12 protein-coding genes are annotated in these 18,359 nt (G+C 45.0%); 1 reads left to right on the top strand and 11 read right to left on the bottom strand.

Annotated elements, in window-relative coordinates:
• The 11 genes from ACO1R6_RS03340 to ACO1R6_RS03290 all read right to left on the bottom strand — a co-directional run.
• Window positions 1-379, bottom strand: a 379-nt coding sequence (locus tag ACO1R6_RS03340; protein ID WP_486262170.1) for a 1-phosphofructokinase family hexose kinase, incomplete at its 3' end; no start/stop codon positions are given.
• A 366-nt stretch (window positions 380-745) separates the two neighbouring features.
• Complete coding sequence (locus ACO1R6_RS03335) at window positions 746-1,756, bottom strand: PorP/SprF family type IX secretion system membrane protein (RefSeq protein WP_486262169.1); 1,011 nt, start codon at window positions 1,754-1,756, stop codon at window positions 746-748.
• Between the two features lie 6 nt (window positions 1,757-1,762).
• Window positions 1,763-5,548 carry an Ig-like domain-containing protein gene (locus ACO1R6_RS03330; RefSeq protein WP_486262167.1) on the bottom strand — a complete coding sequence of 1,262 codons (3,786 nt, stop codon included), beginning with the start codon at window positions 5,546-5,548 and terminating at the stop codon, window positions 1,763-1,765.
• Between the two features lie 356 nt (window positions 5,549-5,904).
• The gene (locus ACO1R6_RS03325) at window positions 5,905-7,221 is read right to left on the bottom strand and encodes a sensor histidine kinase (protein WP_486262166.1); all 1,317 of its coding nucleotides are present in this window, start codon (window positions 7,219-7,221) and stop codon (window positions 5,905-5,907) included.
• Complete coding sequence (locus ACO1R6_RS03320) at window positions 7,205-8,593, bottom strand: sigma-54-dependent transcriptional regulator (RefSeq protein WP_486262164.1); 1,389 nt, start codon at window positions 8,591-8,593, stop codon at window positions 7,205-7,207. The genes ACO1R6_RS03325 and ACO1R6_RS03320 overlap by 17 nt, the downstream gene beginning before the upstream one ends.
• Window positions 8,594-9,098: 505 nt before the next feature.
• Window positions 9,099-10,289: an ABC transporter permease gene (locus tag ACO1R6_RS03315; RefSeq protein ID WP_486262162.1), complete on the bottom strand. Its 1,191-nt coding sequence runs from the start codon at window positions 10,287-10,289 to the stop codon at window positions 9,099-9,101.
• On the bottom strand, window positions 10,286-11,530 hold the full coding sequence (locus tag ACO1R6_RS03310; protein WP_486262160.1) for an ABC transporter permease: 1,245 nt from the start codon (window positions 11,528-11,530) through the stop codon (window positions 10,286-10,288). Before ACO1R6_RS03310 ends, ACO1R6_RS03315 begins: the two co-directional genes overlap by 4 nt.
• A 292-nt stretch (window positions 11,531-11,822) precedes the next feature.
• On the bottom strand, window positions 11,823-12,563 hold the full coding sequence (locus ACO1R6_RS03305; protein ID WP_486262159.1) for an ABC transporter ATP-binding protein: 741 nt from the start codon (window positions 12,561-12,563) through the stop codon (window positions 11,823-11,825).
• Between the two features lie 62 nt (window positions 12,564-12,625).
• Entirely contained in the window at window positions 12,626-14,080 is a 1,455-nt protein-coding gene (locus ACO1R6_RS03300; protein ID WP_486262157.1) for a TolC family protein, read from the bottom strand.
• 13 nt (window positions 14,081-14,093) lie between these two features.
• Complete coding sequence (locus ACO1R6_RS03295; protein ID WP_486262155.1) at window positions 14,094-15,341, bottom strand: efflux RND transporter periplasmic adaptor subunit; 1,248 nt, start codon at window positions 15,339-15,341, stop codon at window positions 14,094-14,096.
• A 210-nt stretch (window positions 15,342-15,551) separates the two neighbouring features.
• Complete coding sequence (locus ACO1R6_RS03290) at window positions 15,552-15,800, bottom strand: hypothetical protein (protein ID WP_486262153.1); 249 nt, start codon at window positions 15,798-15,800, stop codon at window positions 15,552-15,554.
• Between the two features lie 772 nt (window positions 15,801-16,572).
• On the opposite strand from ACO1R6_RS03290, the gene ACO1R6_RS03285 reads away from it, so the two are divergent.
• Window positions 16,573-17,910, top strand: a complete 1,338-nt coding sequence (locus ACO1R6_RS03285) for a sigma-54-dependent transcriptional regulator (RefSeq protein ID WP_486262151.1) — start codon at window positions 16,573-16,575, stop codon at window positions 17,908-17,910.
• Window positions 17,911-18,359 lie beyond the last annotated feature (449 nt).

Below are 18,359 nucleotides of genomic sequence, written 5' to 3'. Positions count from 1 at the left end.
TTTTCTCTAATTTAATTAAAGAATATTTCCATTCTTCTTCGGGAATCTCGGAACCCGGCATACCAAACCGGAATTGCTTATCGGTGGCGCGCTCGGTTACGGCAAAATTTTCGCGGGTCCATTTAATAGAAGGAATAGGAATATGGGTAAGCCCTTCTTTATCCAGCAACTGCGCGAGCACGTTGCCGGTAGAACCGCCGGCCAGGTAATAAGCCAAAGATTCTCCGCCCATCCGTTTTATTGCCCGCGACACATTTATACCGCCGCCGCCTGGCTCAAATACCGGGGCATCGCAACGTAATTTGTGGTCGGGATCAATGTGGTCTACATAAGTACTCTTATCTACGGCAGGGTTTATGGTAAGCGTAACAATTTTCATTGAAGGAGGTTTCTTAGCGAAATTTTGGCAATATAAATTAAATTTCAGCTTCTAACTAACATAAAATTATTCTGGTTGCGCATTTTTTTCATTTACTATTTTACATATAACTGATTACCAGATAGTTATTTAAACAACAGGCAGTTTTCCAGAATGGTATTTAAAACACTTTAAAATAAGCCTGTACAGGGCAACCAACCCTTTGGTTGTTATAAATAATTAACCTGGCTAAAGCTTAGCTAATACTGGTGTGTATAAATGTAAAAATTACAAAATATTATTTAACCTTATTTTAGAAAGCACTTAATTCAATTAGTTTAATCCCGCTACTAAATTATCGGCAAATTTCAGCCTGATTAAACTGACTTATTGCATCCATTTAGGGCATATAGCTTTACCGGTGTTAAATAATTTTAGACCCAATATTATTTCGTGGGTACCGGTGTTGGAGCGGGTTAGGTTAGAGGTATTAAAATCATAGGAATAGCCAATATCCATAATATAGCTAATGTTAATGCCTGCCATGCCAGATACCGCGTCTTTGTTCCGATACGATACACCGGCCCACACCCGGTCGGCATAAACGCCTTTCAGGTTAAAATCTACCGATACTGGGCTAGGGCTAGCCAGCTTTACCATAACCGAAGGAATCACATCAAAAGTAGGGCTTACTCTAAATTTATAGCCGGCAGTGGTATAAAAATGCCGCTGAAAACGGTCGCCACTTCCTGCATCGTTATCGGTGTTGTTTAAGTCGCGGCGGTTACGTAATAATTGTGCTCCCGATAAACCAATAAAAAAATCTTCGGAGTACAACCAGGTACCTAAGCCCAGATCAAAGTAAGAAGTATTGATATAATCGCTGGTTATACTGGGGTCGAAGGGATTGGTAAAAGTGGCTTCCTGCGGATTAAAACTTTGCCGGAGTAAACCCGCCATAGCGCCCACCGAAATACTTACTTTGGTACTCAGGGGTAAATGATAAGCGTACGAACCTGTAAAATTGGTTTGTCGCAAAGGACCGGTTTTATCGGTTAAGGCAATAAACCCCAGCCCGTGGTGTGGATAAGGCGTGGTAAACCGGTTTAAGTTTACAGACCGGGTACTGCCAATACCCCGGCCACGGTTCCGGACCCGGGTAGCTTGTTTACCAATGGGCATGTGGGCACTTACGTAGTAGGTAACGGGTGCCCCTTCTAACCCTACCCATTGCTGCCGGTGGCCAATTCTTACATCGGCGTAATCTTCTACGCCGGTTAAACCAGGGTTGAGCAAATAATTATTAAGCATGTACTGGCTGTACTGCGGCCGCTGCTGGGCCAGTACCGGGCTTAATAAAACCAGAAATAATGCGGCTAATAATAAAATATGCTTCATAGGGTATTAGCGAATAATGGTAACCGAACCGGAGATAGGTCTGATATCTCTATCGAGCCGGATAATGTAATAATAAGTAGCCAGCGGCAGGGCACTACCTTTAAATGTGCCGTTCCAGGGCACGTACGTTCCCTGCGATTTAAACACCTGATTTCCCCAGCGGTTAAATACCTCTATCGTGGCATTGGGATATTGTTCAATATTCTGAATTTCCCAGGTTTCGTTAATATTATCGCCATTGGGGCTAAAAGTATTTACCACAATTACCCGCGGAATTACGGTTATGGTTACTTCGTCGGTAGCGGTACAGCCATCTTCGGTGGTAACGGTTACCCGGTAGGTAGTAGTTTTGGTAGGTGTAGCAATAGGGTTGGCCACATTTGGGTTATTTAGCCCGGTAGCCGGCGACCAAACATACGTAGTACCACCGGTTGCCCGTAAAGCAAATGGTTGGCCTTCAATAATGGTAGTATCGCGGCCGGCATCCGCCGCAATGGCGATAACAGTAACTTTAACCGGTGTGCGGGTAACACTCACACATTGATTATTACTAACCGCCTGCACATAATACGTAATATCGCTGGTTAAAACAGGCGTTACAAACACCGGCTCGAACGACACCGGCGAACCGCCGGTAGCCGAGGTAAACCACTGGTAAGTATTGCCAGCCGTACCGGTTATGCGCAAGGTGGCTGAAGTTCCCGCACAAACCCTTACATCTGCTGCTTCTACGGTAGGGGCAGCCGGCAAAGGTTCAATGGTTACGGCCACCACATTCGAAACCACCGGCGGGCAGGTGGAACCGGCAATGCTTACAGTACGGCGGTACCAGGTATTCTGTACCACCGAACCCGGCGTAAAATCTTTGGTGTTATTGGTACCGATGGCTGGGTTAAAGCCCGCCGTAGCGCTGGTAATGCTGCTTTCCCAAAGATAAACCAAAGTACCACTGCCACCGCTAGGTGTAGAACCGGTTAGCACAGGAACTGTGCCCTGGCAAACCACCGTTTGAGCAGCGGTAATGGTATTATTTTCGATGGCCGGCGTAACGGTAATGGTTACCACCTCGCTAATATTGGGCTCGCAGGTACCCGAGGTAACCACCCGCCGGAAATAAGTAACCGGAGCAGTTAAAGTACCAGGCGTATACGTTATGCCATTGTTGGTGCCCGCGGCCGGACCAAAACCTACTGTAGCGCTGGAGGTACTGCTTTCCCATAAATAGGTGTAAGCACCAGTGCCGCCGGTAGGTGTAGAGCCGGTTAAAGGAGCCGGCGTAGCATTGGCACATAACGTTTGCGAAGTACCAATGGTGTTCTGGGCCAAAGCTGGCGCTACGGTAATCTGGATTATGTTGGAATATCCCGTACAACCCGCTGAGGTTACTTGCCGCCGGTACCAGGTAGTTTGGGTAACTGCGCCGGGGTTAAAGTTTTCTTCGTTAATAATTACCGGGGCACCGTTGGGGCCGGTAGCCGGCGCAAAGCCTGCCGTAGCGCTGGTGGTGCTGCTCTCCCAGATAATGGCATAATCTACCCCGTTACCGCCCGTTGGGCGCGAACCGATTAAAATTTCCGGCGCAGAACCAGCACAAACCGTTTGGTCGGCGGTAATGGTATTGGTAGCGATAAGCGGTACAACGGTAATTTCTACCGGAATACTGTAACTAGGCTGGCAAGCCCCGGATACTACTGCCCGCCGGAACCAGGTTGTTTGGGAGAGAGCCGGCGGCGTATATCCCGAACCATTATTTACGCCGGGAGCCGTGCTAAAGGTACCGGTAGGCCCAGTAGTACTTAACTCCCAGGTATATTGATAGCTACCGGTACCTCCGCTAGGCTGCGTACCCGTAATAGGGGCCGGTGTGCTGCCCACGCACAGCGATTGCGGTGCCTGAACATTGTTGTTTTCAATAGCTGGTAATACGTTTAAAGTAAATGCGGCTCTTTGGCTTTCACATTCGCCGGAACCTATTGAATAATAAATAATAGTGGTCTGCGTAACGGCCGGCACCTGGTAAGATGCCCCCGTAGCCACGGCGGTACCACCTGTTTGGGCCGTATAGAAATTATAAGTGGCCCCGGCACTACCTACGGGTTTAATTTCGTAAGCCTCCCCACTGCAAATAGTAACGCTACCGTCAGTGGGTTTAGGCGGGCGTTCGGTAATTATAAAAGTAGCGGGCGGCCGCTGGTTTGCCCCTGGCGCATCTTCAGAAGCTTCACATTCATTCTCGAAACGGGCCGCAATGGTGTAAGTGCCCGGTCCCGGGAAAGTAATCTTCGGGTTTTCAATATTTGGATTATCAATGGTAGCACCACCGGTTAAAGTCCATACAATGGTAGAAGTGGGTGTTTTCTTAATATTTAGTTCCGTATTAGGATCAAAACGCGCTCCCAACTCTTGTCCCGTCACGACTAGTTGTTGGCCAGGATCAATACAAATTTGTCCGCCTTGGATTTGAACTTCGGGGTAAACAATCAAAACGGTTTGCTGATATACATATTTTCCATCTTCATCGGCGGTTTCATCATCATCGGGCGTATTGGGGTCGTCGGGCGTTTTGGGCCCCTCCGGATCATTGGGATCTACGCAAGGATTGCTTACGGTAAGTTTAATATTATACCGGCCTTTTTCATTAAATTGAATTACCGGGTTTTTAGTAGTATCGGAAGTACCTTCAATAAAGGTAAAGTTAGTAGGCCCACCTTGCTGGGTATTCGTAATTTCCCATTTATAAGTTAAACCACCCCCGGTAGAAGTATTATTTATTTCTACTCTTACCGGCACACCGCAATCAATCTCCGGCTTAATAATATTTGTTTTCTCGGCTTCAAAACTAGCCTTAGGGTCTCTACCCACAGTAAAAGAAATTTCTCTTACTACCGGACATTGTGCGCCCGGGTCGGTGGCGGTTATTTTAATAGCATAAGTACCTTCTTTGGTATAAGCAGTGGTATTGCTGATGGGCACGGTGCTGCTAAACTGAGCGGCCGTATACGTCTTCGGACCAGCGCCGTCGCCCCAATCTACGGTGTAAGTAGTAAAAGCACTATTAGCGGCATTGTTTGTTAAGGTAGCGGTTACTTCAATAGAATCGGCTTCCGGCACACAAACACTATTACCATTGCTGTTTGCGCCGGTACCATTTTTATAAGTCAGGGCCGGAATAACAAAGTTTGGCTGCTGTTTAACCGTTACCGGTTTTACCGCACTGGCTTGTGAAACACAGCCGGTCGAATTATCATAAGCATACACCGATACATCAAAATTCTGGGTTCCGGTACCGGTAGCGCTGTAAGTATGGGTTATGGTAGCTTGTTCGGTAGAAATAGTAGTGCCGTCGCCAAAATCCCACACATAACTAATATTGGGGGCAGCCGGACCAACTTTGGTAAAAGTTATGGCCGTACCAGAACAAGCATCATTATTTGTAATTGTAAAATCGGGCTGAAGCGGCGGCGGACTGGTATTTACCCGCACATTTACCGGGGCCGAAGTAACGGCCGTACAAGCGCCCGTGCCGGTGCCGGTAACCGTTACCGTGTAAATACCGGCTTCGGTTACGGTCAGGTACCGGGAATCTGTACCCACGTTTACATTATCTTTTTTCCACTGATAACTTAAGCCCGTACCACTGTTAGCAGTTAAAACAATGGCACTACCGGAGCAAATGGCAGCGCTTGCCGAGGGCGTTACAGTAGCGGCACAGGGTGCATTTTGGGCTCTTAAAACAGATATACTGCACAGGAACACCAATATTAAGAGGAAGTAGTTTCTAAGACTGTGCACGGAGTATAATTTAGTAATCAAATAGTATAAAGTTAAAGTGAACAGATTAGCAACTAAAGGCAAGCATTTCAGCAATGGATGCTGAATTTAATCAATAAATATAAAAGCATGCTGCCGCTGTAGCTACCTTTAAATACTTATCGCAAAAAACTACAAAATATTGTAAGCCCAAAACAGCATTTACAAATTTATTCAAACTTATTTTTATTCCCTGAAATGAATAAGAATTAACCCCACCAATGGGCTAAAAATAACGGATAATATTTATTTAGGCAACGATAATCCGGCCGGATAGTTTTACTTACTTCCGGGATAAATTTAAAGCTATTTATAAACCTAAACCGACTTATGCCAGATTAGTTATAAACAGACGAGCTAAACCGGATAGTAAAAGCCGTAATGCCGGCTTCGTCGGTTTGGAGGGAGAAAGGAAAATTGTGGTTGATGAGGATATCGCGGATCATGGTAAGGCCAATGCCTTGGCCATTTTTTTTGGTGCTGAAGAAAGGAGTAAATAATTGCTGGCGCACGGCTTCCGGTATACCTTCGCCGTTGTCTTCTATTACCAGGCAAGCCGGTTGTAACTGCGTTTTCACTTTAATGTAGCCATCGGCATCTACAGCTTCCATCGCGTTTTTTATAATATTAATGAGTACCTGCTCCAGTTGCTGCACATCGGCGGCAATTAAAAGGGGTTCGGGGGCCAGGTGCCATTCCCAGGTAATATTCCGGTGGGCCAGTTGGGGCTGCATGAGGCGGTAAACACCTTGCAGCAACTGGTGCAAATCGCAGGGTTCGCGGTTAGGTGCCGGCAGCCGCACCATAGTGGCAAAGTTGGCCATAAAAGCCGCTAAATTTTTGTTCCGTTCAATCGATACCTCCAGGGCTTCGCGGTAATCGGTCTGGTAATCTGGTTCTAATTGCGGTGCGTAGCTTTTAAATGAATCCAGGATAGAATTAATGGCGCCAATAGAATTATTTACCTCGTGCGACATCATCCGGATTATTTTTTCGTAGGCATATTTTTCTTTTTTTATAATGTCTTCGGTCAGTTCTTCCAACATAATAAAATAACGCGGGAAGCCTTTATCGATAAAATAAGATTTGTGGCCGCGGTACGTCCGGATGCCGTTGATGTGAAAAATACGGGCTTGCCCTTCTTTTAAAGTACTTAGTTCGGTGCGCCACTGGCCCGGTAAATCGTCCAGCTTTTTACCCAGCAAGGCCGGCATGGGCACCTGCAGCCAGGCTTTGGCCGCCGGGTTTACCTGCTGAATAAAGCCATCGTAATCCAGCATAATAATACCGGAGGGCGAGGCCTGGATCAAGCGCTCAAGTAAATGCTGTTTTTCGTTTTGGCTGATGCGCTCCTGCCGCAGCTGGTCCATCATCAGGTTATACACCTCAATGAGTTGGTCTACTTCGGGCTGCCCGGTTTTAAGGAATTTAACCGTAAAATCTTTTTCTTTGATAGATTCGATGCCCGCCGCAATTAAATTTAAAGGCCGTACAAAAGCCCGGTAAATCTGAAACGTAATAACCAGCGACACCACAATTAAGGCTTCGGCCGCCAGAAATAATACTTTATCTGTGAGCAGAAAATGGTACGTTAGAATAAGCAGGGTGGCGTGCACCACTACGGCAAACAAGATAAATTTAGTCCGCAGCGTCATAAGGAATATTAAATTTATCGAGGCGCCGGTACAGGGCACCGCGACTTACCCCCAGGGCTTTGGCTACTTTGCTTACGTTGTGGTCGTAGAATTCCATCGATTTCCGGATCATCGAGGCTTCCATTTCTTCTAAAGTCATAGAACCCACGGCGGGCATGCTTTTTTTATCGGCTTTTTTTGGCGTATTCTGTAAATAAGACTGGAAGTCTTCGGGTTCCAGCACGTTTTTGCCGGTTATCAGCACGGTGCGTTCTACCAGGTTTTTCAGTTCCCGAATATTGCCGGGCAAGGGCAGTTGCTTTAGCCAGTTCAGGGCTTTGGGCGTAACCGTTAAATCGTGGCGGTTATAAGTAGTTTTGAGGTTCTGCAAAAAATAATTTACCAGCAGCGGAATATCGTTGGGCCGCTCCCGCAAAGCCGGCAACTTTACCGTTATTAAATTTATCCGGTAAAATAAATCTTCCCGGAAACGGTTGTTTTCGACCATGTCTTCGAGGCTGCGGTTGGTGGCGCTGATTACCCGAATATCGAGTTTACGCGGGCGGCTGTCGCCGAGTACTTCGTAGGTGCGGTCTTGCAGTACCCGCAGCATTTTTACCTGGCTGTTCAGGTCCAGTTCGCCAATTTCGTCCAGAAAAATACTGCCTTTGTTCGCCATTTCAAAACGGCCTACCCGGTCGCCTTTGGCATCGGTAAAGGCACCGCGCTTGTGGCCAAACATTTCGCTCTCGAACAAACTTTGCGAGATGCCGCCCAAATTCACTTTTACAAAAGGCTGATTTTTACGCAAACTGTTTAGGTGAATGGCTTCGGCAATTAATTCTTTGCCGGTGCCGCTTTCGCCTTCAATCAGTACCGACGCATCGGTGGCGCTAATCTGCCCAATGTTCCGCAAAATGGCTAAGAATGCCGGGTCTTCACCCACTATTTTACCAAAATTATACTGCTTATCGAGTTGCTGCCGGCTCAGGCTACCGGGGTTAGCGGTTTGCTCTTGGTTGCCCAACTGCCGGGCGGTTTTTATTTGCTGTAATAAATATTCGTTGCTCCAGGGTTTGGTAATAAAATCGAAAGCACCGGCTTTGATTCCTTCTACGGCCAGCGCAATGGTCCCCCAACCGGTCAGCAATATTACCGGCACCTGCGGTATTATTTTTTTTACCTGGCTTAACAATTCCAAACCATCCTGCCCCGAGGTCTCCAAAGAGAAGTTCATGTCCATGATTACGACTTCGAGTAAGTGCGCGTGCTCCTTTACCGCTTTTAAAGCTTCGCGGGCATTTCCGGTACTGACGGTTTTATAGCCCGCTTGCTTTAACAGCAGGTTCAGCGAGGTACGTACGGCAATATCATCGTCGATTGAGAGAATCATGGGGGTAAATGGTGTTGTTAAAGATATAAATTCTGCGGGGATTAGTTCTATTATTTTGGGGAGACAAAAATACAGCTTCTGGTTAGTAATATTTGTATGGGTTTTGAATGTTTGTCTTTTGAAAGATTTCATCTTTCAAGGCGGTGGTGCTAACCGTTAGCTGCGGCCTAAGTTTACTCCCGGCCGCGAGGCCCCGTTTGGCCGCTCGGGCTGTTAAGCCTTCCTTTCCTCCTACGTCGGAATGCCTCGTTCCTCGGCACCGGAATTCTTAAAGGCCCTCTCTGTCCAAACTGCGATAAGAGCCAGTAGTTACCACTTTTCTGTCTTCAACCTGATTCTGCTTTAGTATTTTAATATTTTACAATTATTCACCTACGGCTTGCTACTAGCATCAGTGGTTCCAGCTGCGTTAGCCGGGCTCCCCGCCTATTTTAGGAGGGACTGGGGGCGGTAAACTTCAACCTACGATCAACCAATTCAGCAATTCAGCAATTCAACCATTAATCTACTCCTCGTGCAACGCATTTGCCGGCGCAATTGAAGCCGCTTGGTGACTGGGGTAAGCGGCACAGCCAGCAGCTAAAAGGTAAATAATAACAACGGCGGTTACCATGGCCGCCAGGTACACGCTGGTTTGCACGCCAAACACTTGTAATAACGGAAACTGCAAGGCAATTATAATCCCCGAAAGAATGCCAAAGGTAGCCAGCACCAGCACCTCGCCGATAAATTGTTGGTACACCTGGCCCGAAGCGGCACCAATGGCGCGGCGCAAACCAATCTCCGATATGCGTCGGTTTATGTTGTACCACAGCACGCCAAATAATCCCAGGGCTACGTTCAAAATCAAAAAACCACATATTATAGAGAAGACAACGAGCGGAATCAAGGTTATTTTGGTATCGGAGGTACGCATTTCGTTCATGGTTTTAAGCTCTATCGTCCAGCCTTTTGCAATCTGGGCAGCTTGCTTTACCAGCTTTTCTTCAAAGGCGCTGGTTACACCTGGTTTTACCCGAATTACCAAGTTATTTAAAAAGCCAGCGGCAGTACCATTGCTCGTGTAATCGGTATTCAGGTATTCAAAAAAGCCGGGCCTATCCTGAGAGTATTCGCCTTTCTGGCGAAAGGCTTGAATAACGCCTACAATTTTCCGGTCGTTAATACCTTTTTCTGATATTACTTTACCCACGGGATTCTGGTCGGGAAATATTGCATCACTTAAAGCTTTGTTTATAACAATAGCATTGGTACCCGCTATATTATCTTGGGGGCCAAACCAGCGCCCCTGAACTGCCGGTATTTGCATTACTTGCGCGAAATCTTTATCTACCTGGTAAAAATCTACCATAGAAAACCGATTGTTATAGCTGAACCCCACATTACTGGTATTCATGGTATACGGAAGATTAGAACCGGCCAAGGCCACATTTACGACTTCGGGGTTAGATTTTAGCTGTTGCTTTAAGCGGTATTGAATGTCCCGGATTTGTTCGGGATTTTCCTGGTTCCAGCGCATACTCATTACCCAAACTTTATCGTACTCAAACCCCAGCGGCTTCCGGTAATTATCGAGGTAAAAAAAGGCTAGGCTCAATACGCCAAACAGCACAATAAAAGAAAAGAATATTTCGGTAATCATCAGGAAGTTACTTTTCTTCCGGTTCCAGATTAAGGTAAACAAATGGCGTATCATACTTGGCCTCCTTTTAGCGCCTGCACGGCTTGTAACTTAGACATTTTGTAGGCCGGGTAAACCCCGGAAATAAACCCAAACAGTAAACTTAGCCCCAGGCCAATCCCAAATATGCGAATATTCAGGCCTAGCTGGGCGTAAGGAATCAAACCGCTATTAGAGATAATTTCCAGTACCACTGCCGAGAGCAAAAAACCCAGCAGCCCGCCAATAAGGGTTAAGAAAATATTCTCGACGAGGAACTGCCCAATGAGCGTGTTGGAAGAAGCTCCAAATGCTTTGCGCACGCCAATCTCAGAAGATCGCTCCATTATCCGGCTAACATTAATATTTACCAGGTTAATGGTAGGCATCAGCATAAATAAAAATACCACCAGCGATATAATTAAGATAAACTTTGCCATGCCGGAGTTTTCGCCGGAGCCAAATAATTGCCGGACAATAGCCCCTTCCAGAATACTTTCGGTCTGGCTGTAAAATTTATCGAATTCTTTGGGGTTGGGCACCTTTACCTGCTTAACAATGGCCTGGTATTCGGCTTTTATTTTAGGTATGTCGGCTTTGGAAGCGGCCAGTACAATGGCCATGTAACTGCCGGTTAAGCCGGTGTCGTCTTTGTTATAAGGTGCCGTAGATAGGGGTACCCAAATGTGCGCGTACGAGTTAAACCGCGAAATCGGTACATTCTTTACCACCCCACTCACCCGGTACCGAACACCATCAGCTACAATATATTTACCCGTGGCGCTCACATTTGGGCCAAAATATTGGTCGCGGGTATGCTCGGTAATAACCGCCACCTGGTTGGCATTTTTCTGATCTTGCTGATTAAAGGGTTTTCCTTCGAGGAAATTAAAATCCAGCACCTCCCAAAAATTAGCATCGGCAAACTTTAAATCCAGCGATAGCCTTTTGTTGTTTACATAACTGTTTACACCCCGGAAAGTAGTGGTAATGGAAATTTTCTCCGGCGTTTTTAACCGCTTTAAATAATGGTTCAGGTAATAATAACTCGGAAAAGTATTCATGTTGCCGCTCTTGCCGGTCATTTTAATAAAATTTACAAAGAGCATGCGGTCGAGGCGCTTTTCGGGCGTAGCGGGCCCGGTCAGGTGATCAATCATGGCCGTAGCCACCATCAGGATCATGAGCGTAAAGCTAATCCCGAACAGGCTGATGAAAGTAAAGAACTTGCGCCGAAGCAATACTTTCCAGGCTATTTTTAAGTAATTCTGTAGCATTTTTTAGTTATTAGGGGTTAGTTTATTCGGGGTTGATTTGGGGGAATATTCAACTTCTTCATTTTATACAATATTCTGTTAATCTATTAGTTAATAGCAAAAGATTAATTAGTTTGTAAAACATCCACCCCCAGCCCCTCCTAAACTTAGGCGGGGAGCTTTGCTTCGATTTAGCTTCATTGCTGATTCAAACCCGTTATTTAGGTAATCACTTTTATTTTGCACTCCTTACTGTTAACTGTTAATGGCTCCTTTGGCAGGTTTTACCCGAACAACAGTTAACGCATAAGGATTAGGAAACCTGGCTACCGTCGAATAAACGAATAAGGCGTTCGGTTTTTTTGGCCATGAGTTCGTCGTGGGTTACCATTACAATAGTGGTTTGTTCCTCTTCATTAAGCCGCAGCAGAATGTCCATAATTTCGTTTCCCATTACGCTGTCGAGGTTACCGGTAGGCTCATCGGCCAGAATTATTTCGGGCTGACCGGCCAAAGCCCGCGCAATGGCTACCCGCTGCCGCTGCCCACCCGAAAGTTGGCTGGGGTAATGTTTGGTACGGGCACTCAGGCCTACTTTTTCAAGAGCCGCTAAGGCTCTGCTCCGCCGCTCGCTGCCCGACATTTGCCGGTAAAGCAAGGGCAGTTCTACGTTATCAACTACCGATAAATCGTTAATAAGGTGGTAACTCTGAAAAACAAACCCTATTTTTTCGTTGCGCAGCCGGGCCAATACTTTATCGGAATAAGACTTAACCGGTGCGCCATCAATTTCTACAGTGCCGCGGCTGGGCTCATCTAAAAGGCCCATAATATTGAGCAAAGTACTTTTACCGCAGCCGGAGGGCCCCATAATCGAAACAAATTCGCCGCGACGAATATTTATATTAATGTTGTGCAGCGCTACGGTTTCGATGGTTTTGGTTTGGTACACCTTTTCTATATCGGTGAGTTTTATAACCGTTTTCGGGCTATAGGCCGGCGTATCTACCGCAGTACTGCCGGCAGCCAAAGGATTCAGGGTGAAATCTTTCATAGCTTATATTTCTATTTGATTGATGCTTTTTATTATTTATGATTTTATTGCAGAGCTAATTACTAATCTACCGTAAGCGGTTTATTTTTTTCGAAGTCGTAAAGGGTCAGGGTTCTTAGGTTATAATATGCCACCCAAAAATCGCGGAGTGCAGTAATATAAGTGCGTTTGGCCTGGTCTTTTTCGCCGGCGGCAATATTCAGGTCGGTTATACTAATTTTACCAATTAAATAAGTGGCCTGGGTGATTTCGTAACGTTCCTGGGCTACCTGGTCGGCTTGGGCCGTTAAACTTAAACGCTCGCGCAGCATCTGGAACTGGTTAACCTGCGTGGTTACCGCCTGCTCAAAATTTGCGGCTTCCTGCTCTACGGTGTATTGGGTAAGTTGCTGGTTTACCTGGGCCGTTTTAACAGTAGCCCGCTGCTTGCCCCAGTCCATAATGGGTATATCAAAACCTACCCGCACCCGCTGCTGATCGATAGGCCGCAAATAGCTGTCGGTAAAAGATTCGGCTTGTTTGGTTAAACCGTAAGTAGCAAATAAATTAGCATTTAAGCCGTTTTTACCTTTAGCGTAAGCCACCTCCTGCTCAGCCTGCAATAATTTACGTTTAAAACTTACCGATTCTTTGCGGTTTTTGCGGGCTTCGGTTAGAGCGGTTGTTTCATCTATCAGTAACAAGGGCACATTTGCGGGTATGGCCAGTTCCAGGTTTTCGGCACCAGTCAGGCCCACGTAAGTTCTTAAATCGAGGGAAGCGTTGCGGGCGGCCAAACTAGCCTGGGCCTGGGCTACTTTGGCGTTCATCAGGCTAAGTTGCAACTGCAATAAATCGTTGCGCGATAATTTGCCCAGCCGGAATTTTTCTTCGGCAATTTTATAAATGGTTTCGTTGTTCTCCAGGTTCTTGCGGGCAATATCGGCGTTTACCTGCTGCAGCAACAGATCAAAAAAACGTTCGGTAGCCGTTAGAGCAATGGTCTGCTGGTCTTCCAGGTATTTCTTCAAAGATTCTTCGTAGCGCAGCGGCTCTATTTTTTTATTCCAGGCCAAAACATTGAAACCAAACAAAGGTTGCGAAATGCCAATAATAGCCGGATTGCTGTTGTAGCTTTTCTGATTCCGGTCAAAATCGTCGAAACGTTGTACCTGCGAGTTTATAAAAATTTCACCACCGGTCAGGCTAATTCCCTGGCTCATACTCAGGTTTAAAGCCGAATTATTAATAGCCACCTGCCGGAAAGCGGTAGTGCCATCGGGCTGAATAACCGGGCTAATGGTACGGCTAAAATCGGGCAGGGTACCCGACAAAGCTAATTGCGGTTTATAACCTGCCTGGTACGTCCGGAATTGCCAGTAATTATTTTCTTTTGTTGCGCTGGCCTGCTTGGCCCAAACCGATTCCCGTTGAGCCAGCGTAATTACCTGCTCCAGGGTTAAGGCTTGGTTAGGGTTCTGCCCAAAACTAATTTGCCCCACCAGCAGACCTAAACAAAACAATAAATACTTTTTCATGGTTTAGCCGGCTTTAGTTCTTCAGGTTTATTTCGGACAGATGGCTATATTCTTTCATGTCGGAGATGATGACTTCTTCGCCGGCCGCTACCTGATCTTTCAGTTCCACGTAATCAAAATTACTCTCGCCAATTTGTACCGTACGCCGCACGGCTTTATTCCCTTGCACCACAAAAAGCAGTTGGTTGTGCGCGCCGTTGTAAAAAGGACCGTTTTTAACCCGAACTACCTTGTCTTTAAAAGAAGTAACCGGATATACCTCTACCCGCAAACTGGGCCGCAGTAAAGCATGGTTTTTCTCCTGGAGTTGCACAAAAAAGGTAACAATACCGTTGGTTACGGTGGGCTCAATGTTGGCAATAGTGCCGCGCAAGTCGGTGGTGTTTATGCGTACTAAGGCCGGGCCGCCGGGGCGTAACTGGTCGGCATAAGCATCGGCAATGCTGGCCTTTACTTTAAAACTACTCAGGTCGGCTATACGGGCTAATATTTCGCCCTGGTTTACATTAGCACCAATTTCGGCGTTTACCCAGGTTACCACGCCGGCTTTGCCCGCCGAAACTTCGGCCTGGTTAATGGTGCGCTGTAGTTCCTGGATGTCGCGGGCTTGCATATCCAGTTCAAAACCTAAATCTTTCAGGTCGGCCTGCATGGCTACTCGCTTGTTCTGAATCTGATCGGCCAGCAGCTTTAATTCTAGTTTAGCTACTTGCAAGTTTAGCTCGGCCTGGCGGGTATTTTCGGGCGTGCCGCCACCTATTTTTAATAGGTAACGCTCGTCGGCCACTACCGATTCGAGGCTCTTTACCCGCATTTGCTTTATTTTATATTGCGCCTGTAAATCGTTCAGGTCTTTTTGCAGTTCAATTTTAAGTTTAGAAGCTTTATTTTGCTTTAACTGCTGCTCGTCTTTTAGCTTGTTGTATTGTGTTAAGGTAGACTCTTTGTCGAGTTGCAGGACTGATTCGCCGGCAGAAATTTTTTGCCCCGGCTGGCGCAGAACTTTCTGAATGCGGGCCGAAATAGGGCTGGAAATAATTTCTTCGGTTTCCGGTACAATTACGCCGGCTGCGGTAATGGTCGCTTCAATGGGGCCAACACTAGCCATGGCGGTAATTACTTCGTCTTTCTGAAGCGTTGGCCGTAGCACTAAACGCAAACCTGTTAAACTTACCGCCAGCAAAACAACCGCCAGGCCTATAAATTTATAAGTTTTGCGTTTACTCTTTCTTTTAGTAGCATCGGATAACTCGCGATCCATGGCAGCAACAATTTAAATATTTGTTACTTACCATTGCCAAGCACATGCCAATAATTAAATTATTGTTTTACAGCAATTTATCCATAAAAACCCACGTGCAAACTGTCCAGAACCGGACACCCTGATCGGTTCTGACCAAATAAAAAACAAGCTCCTGCCTGACCGGAAAAGGGCCCGCAGGAGCTTGCACGAATTTGAGTATGCTAATTCTTATTTATAAACTTTATTCAACGAAATCAGCTTTGAAATAATCATACTGATGTTGCGTAGCTTATGCGTTAAATGGTAAAGCTTTTCGTTGGTAGCTTCATTTGGAGCCAACGCTCTACTACCGTTAGTATCCTGGCTGTTATTTGCCCGAATTATCTTTTTAATATCTGCTTCAATCTTTCTGCGATAAGAGTACAGACTGTAATACAGGTAACCCACTTCCATCTCTTTCATATCCTCGCTCCCCATAATAAAAAATTTAAACCTTAATTACACTCCTTTGTTTTACCCAATTGGCATAAGTTTTTTTTATTTGTGTGAAATACGTATGGTTTTCTAATTCGGTTAGGAAATAGATTAAAAAAGTTGATTTTTTTTAGTTGGTAAACAGATGCTTAATTAAGCGCTTAACCCATTTTTTAGCATAAAACCTTCGGCTGCGCGCCTATTGCGATTTAAAATCAAGGCCAATTTTCTCTGGTTCTGTTCCATTTTAAGCTTCGGTAAATACGTAATGCCCCTTAAATACATACCAGGCTTATATCCTTGTTCATTTACCGCTCTATCTAAACTCCGGGGATGTAGCCATATTTATTTCTCTGAATACAGCTCTTATCCTACCCAGCAAACCTTATTATAAATATTTAAAAAATACAAATACTTATAATAGCCAATTACAATACAAATAATATAATTTTACAAACCAACTTTAATTCTATAGCCCAAACAAACATTAACCTAATGCAAGCTATGCTTTGGCTTACCTGAGCAAAAACGGCCATAACAACCCAAAAACAAACATAATTACCGATAATGGCACAAGAACCAAGTTATACTTTAAAACCACTATATTAATTTAAGTAAAACTGTAATTTAATAAAGATTATCTTTTTTATGGAATTTATTTCTACAATATGGAGCAATATCTTTTTTAATTTATTTTTTTATTTCTATTTTAGTACCCGAAAAAGATTATACCCAAAATACCGATACTATTGAAACAGAATATACCTATTTATATATGAGTCAGGAATTCAGAATTTTTATTGTGGCCGAAGATGTCCGGTTTAGCAAGATCCTGGAGCATCAACTGTCGATGAACCCGGATTACCGGATTAAACGGATGTTTTCGGCGCAGGCCTGTATTTCGGCCCTACCAGAAAGCCCGGCAGTAGTGATTGCAGATTATGGCTTACCGCAAAGAAAAGCCGTTTCGCTGCTGCAAACCATTAAAAGTAAGCACCCCGAAATTCAGGTAATTATTACCTCAGAAGAAGAGAATGTGCAAACTGCTGTAGATTTACTAAAAATGGGTGCTTACGATTATATTATCAAGAACCAGGAAGCAAAAGAAAAAGTATGGGCCTCGATAATAAATATCAGAAAGTCGCCGGTACAAAAACCGGAAGTAGATTTGGGCTTTGACCTGAGTAAATCTTTGATTGGCGAAAGTGACCCTATTAAACGAACTTACTCGCTCATTGAAAAGGCAGCCCGCTCAAACATAACCGTATCTATTTCGGGCGAAACCGGTACGGGCAAAGAATTGGTAGCTAAGGCCATCCATAACCACAGTGCCCGGCGCCAGAAACCCTACGTGGTGGTAAACGTGGCAGCCATACCTACCCAATTAATGGAAAGTGAATTGTTTGGTCATGAAAAAGGCACCTTTACCGGCGCTATGGCCCGGCGCATTGGTAAGTTTGAAGAAGCCAACGGCGGCACTATTTTCCTGGACGAGATAGCCGAACTGGACTTTGATTTACAAGCCAAACTATTGCGGGTACTGCAGGAGCGGGAAATTACCCGTTTGGGCGGCACGGGCACCATTGCCATGGATGTACGGATTATTGTAGCCACGCATAAAAATTTACTCGAAGAAGTAAAAAAAGGTAAGTTTAGAGAAGACTTGTATTACCGTTTACTGGGTTTACCCATTACGCTGCCGCCTTTGCGCGACAGAGACCAGGATATTATTTTGTTGGCCAACCATTTTATTCAGGCGTTTTGTGCCGATAACCAATACCGGAAAAAAAGTTTATCGGCCGAGGCCCAACAGTTATTACTTTCTTACCCGTTCCCCGGCAACGTGCGGGAATTACGCGCCATTATAGAATTGGCCGTTGTTATGTCGGATAATGATGTAATTCAGCGGTACGATATTACCCTGAACACGGCCGAATCGATGGAAAATTTATTGGTACAGGAGTTAACCCTAAAAGATTACACCAAACGCATTATTCAGCATTTCCTGAACAAAAACAAAGGCAATATTATGGTTACCGCCCGCAAACTGGATATTGGCAAATCTACCATTTACAAGATGGTGCAAGACCAGGAACTGCACATAAATTACTAAATATTTTATTATATCTGTATTGGGCATCCCTTTCCAAAATTTGGAAAGGGATTTTTGTTTTAACAGATATTATTTGGGGCAACTTTATTTCTGTCAAATTTATTTTTTAATGTCGCCAAAAGCCTCCCGGCAAAATTCCATTCTTTACAAGCGCCCTTTTTTAACCGTTCTATTAGCCTTTAACCCAGAACCTTTCTGCAAAGCAACGTTTATTTTACAATAGCCGGTTAACTATATTTATAATTGGGGTACTTTCAACAATTATAGTGAACGTCGTTACCGAATCTTTTTTTGGTAACTACTTATCTTAATTCAGCAACTCAAATAAACAAATTCCGTTACAGAGGTACAACAAAAAAGCAGCAGCATAAGCTATCGAATTATAGTTTATCTGGTTTAAACACAGTTTACATTTTTTGCGAAAAAGTCCCGGTTTAGATATAATTTAT

Source organism: Adhaeribacter sp. (assembly GCF_057359045.1).
The sequence above is the reverse complement of the archived record's forward strand: the minus strand, read 5'-3'. Positions and strand labels throughout refer to the sequence as shown.